Source organism: Ruminococcus sp. CAG:57, from assembly GCF_000435935.1.
Taxonomy (GTDB): domain Bacteria; phylum Bacillota; class Clostridia; order Oscillospirales; family Ruminococcaceae; genus Hominimerdicola; species Hominimerdicola aceti.
In genome coordinates this window covers 10,865-13,259 of sequence record NZ_FR890755.1, presented here as the reverse complement: position 1 = coordinate 13,259, position 2,395 = coordinate 10,865, and the positions used below count along the sequence as shown (strand labels likewise).

At 42.3% G+C, this 2,395-nt stretch carries 2 protein-coding genes and 1 pseudogene; all 3 read left to right on the top strand.

Features of this window, described 5'->3' with window-relative positions; genetic code table 11:
- Positions 1–490, top strand: a pseudogene (locus QVO88_RS08150) (hypothetical protein); the annotation flags it as partial.
- Between the two features lie 409 nt (positions 491–899).
- Positions 900–1,769, top strand: coding sequence for a prohibitin family protein (locus QVO88_RS08145; protein WP_022288002.1), 870 nt, complete (start codon positions 900–902; stop codon positions 1,767–1,769).
- Between the two features lie 198 nt (positions 1,770–1,967).
- Positions 1,968–2,252: a hypothetical protein gene (locus QVO88_RS08140; RefSeq protein WP_022288001.1), complete on the top strand. Its 285-nt coding sequence runs from the start codon at positions 1,968–1,970 to the stop codon at positions 2,250–2,252.
- The last annotated feature ends 143 nt before the right edge of the window (positions 2,253–2,395 follow it).

Sequence of the window (2,395 nt, the reverse complement as noted above, 5' to 3'; positions counted from 1 at the left end):
ACTTATGGACGAGAAAATAATCTTCCATGACAGCTTCGACAGACTTTCTATCACAGGCACCGGCAGAGGCGATGATACCGAACAGTGGATATATCCTTATCTGTGGGACGACGGAATGTATACTGCCGAGCAAAACCTTATCTGGGGAACCGGTCCAGACAACTGGGGAACGATATTCGAGTCGGGTGCTATAATAGACCGCTCTTATAATGAGTATATCGACCTTTTGCAGTCAAGAGGACTTATCATTTTCGCACTTACAATAGTATTCCTTATTATGACTATAGTAAAAATGTGCAAGCTCGTAGCAGGCTTTATGAAAGACAAAAACGGCTGGACAGGCTGTGCAGTATCTGCGGCAGTTCTTTGCTATCTGATACAGGCGTTTTTCAACATAAGTTCTGTTACCTCATCACCATACTTCTGGATCGCTGCTGGACTTGTGTGGAGTTTCACAGCGGTAAAATCCAGTGCAAAGAAAAAGAGCTAACAAACCTATCTGTAGGGGCGGCCTTGGGTCGCCCGCTCTTTCATCAATACATTGATAAAAAATTCGGACGCAGTAAAATGAGTCCGATTTTTTTATGCCTTTTTTGCAGGCAATGATATAAACATATTAGCTTTTACATATATTGAAATATGGCTATAGACCTGTGCCGAATTTTTTCGCCCATAAATAACGAGCGGATTTGAACGAACGAGAATAGGTGAGATTTCAAGAGATACAGTGAGCTAAATCAAAAAATCTGTTCACTGCTGACTTCCGCTGACTTCCCCGAACTTTGTCGGACTTTGCTAATTTGTAAGGCTTATGATATAATCATATTAAACCAAAGGACAGAAAGCCTTTGGTTATACGGCAAGTCGAAAGACTTTGTTTTATACGAAAGGAAAAAATCATGAGCAAAGAAAAGGTCATTGACATTTCAACAAGAAAAACAGGAAAGATCGTTGGCATTTGTGCGGCGGCAGTTGCGGCTATAATAGTGGTCGTATCCTCCGTATCCATAGTTCCTGCAGGCTGTACGGGCGTTGTGACGACCTTCGGCAAGGTATCAGACACTGCACTCAACGAAGGATTGCATCTGAAAGTGCCTTTTGCACAGCGTGTAACAACAGTGTCAAACAAGATACAAGTTTATCAGGCTGACGCTGACGCAGTTTCAAAGGACTTGCAGACTGTGAACTCTACCATAGCGGTGAACTTCCGAATAAAGTCGGCTTCTTCTGCAAGCATTTTCAAGAATATCGGCTCAGATTACGAGAACGTTATCCTTATGCCAACAGTGCAGGAATGTATGAAGTCGGTATGTGCAAAATATACGGCTGAACAGCTTATCACTGACAGAGCGCAGGTGGGCGAGGAAATAAAGGCACAGCTCGTTTCAAAGGTGGATGAATACGGTATTGAGATAGAGAAATTCAACATTGTGAATTTTGATTTCTCATCTGAATTTAATGAAGCCATAGAGGCAAAGCAGGTAGCAGAGCAGAATCTTTTGAAAACAAAGACCGAGCAGGAGCAGGCTATAGTTGTAGCTGAGGCGGAGGCTAAGAAAAAGGTTATTGCCGCAGACGCTGAGGCAACTTCCATAAAGACCAAGGCTGAAGCTCAGGCAGAAGCCAACAAGACTATCTCTGAATCTCTTTCAAACGAGCTTATAAAGTACCAGACCATCGATAAGTGGGATAGTGTTCTGCCTAAGGTGGCCAATGACGCAAACCCTCTGATATCTCTTGACCTTGACGAGCAGAAAACCGCTGAATAACGCTGATTCCTGACAGAACGGCTGTCAATCGTTAAAAACACCAATGAAAGGTATAAAAATATGTTTAAATGGACAAAAAAGAATTTTTTTTGAACGTTGTATGACATATTTCTTGACACGAAAAGCGTTTTCTGTTATCATAAACATATGTGAACATATTTTAGTTTTATGTAAAATATGGAGTTGGGAGGAGAAAAAATGTTGAAAAAGCTATACCGCACATTAGGCTTTGCACTTATTTCCTGCAATTTGTTTTTCACCCCTGTCATGGCATATGCCGACAGCAGTGTGAGCGTGGGAACAAATATGTGCTTTGCTATACCGGGAGGACTTATAACAGGCTTTGTGCTTGTTTCAATGAGCCGCACAAAACAGAAAGCTACCAAGGCGGATAAATACATAAAGAGTAATCTTAAACTCACTGGGCGTAACGACACCTATCTGCGTACCACCACTGATAAGACTAAGATAAAAGACGATTGATAGGGGGTACGGAAAATGGCTGTTAATATTTCTTATAAATGCCCTAACTGCGGAGCGGAGCTTTTCTGGAGCGCTGACAAAAACTGCTGGGCATGTGAATACTGCGACGGACAGTTCACGCTGAAAGAGCTTGAAGAGGCTGG

What these genes read in the sequence shown, in the direction of transcription:
- QVO88_RS08145 (WP_022288002.1), top strand. Translation starts at nt 900, where the DNA reads ATGAGCAAAGAAAAGGTCATTGACATTTCAACAAGAAAAACAGGAAAG.
- QVO88_RS08140 (WP_022288001.1), top strand. Translation starts at nt 1,968, where the DNA reads ATGTTGAAAAAGCTATACCGCACATTAGGCTTTGCACTTATTTCCTGC.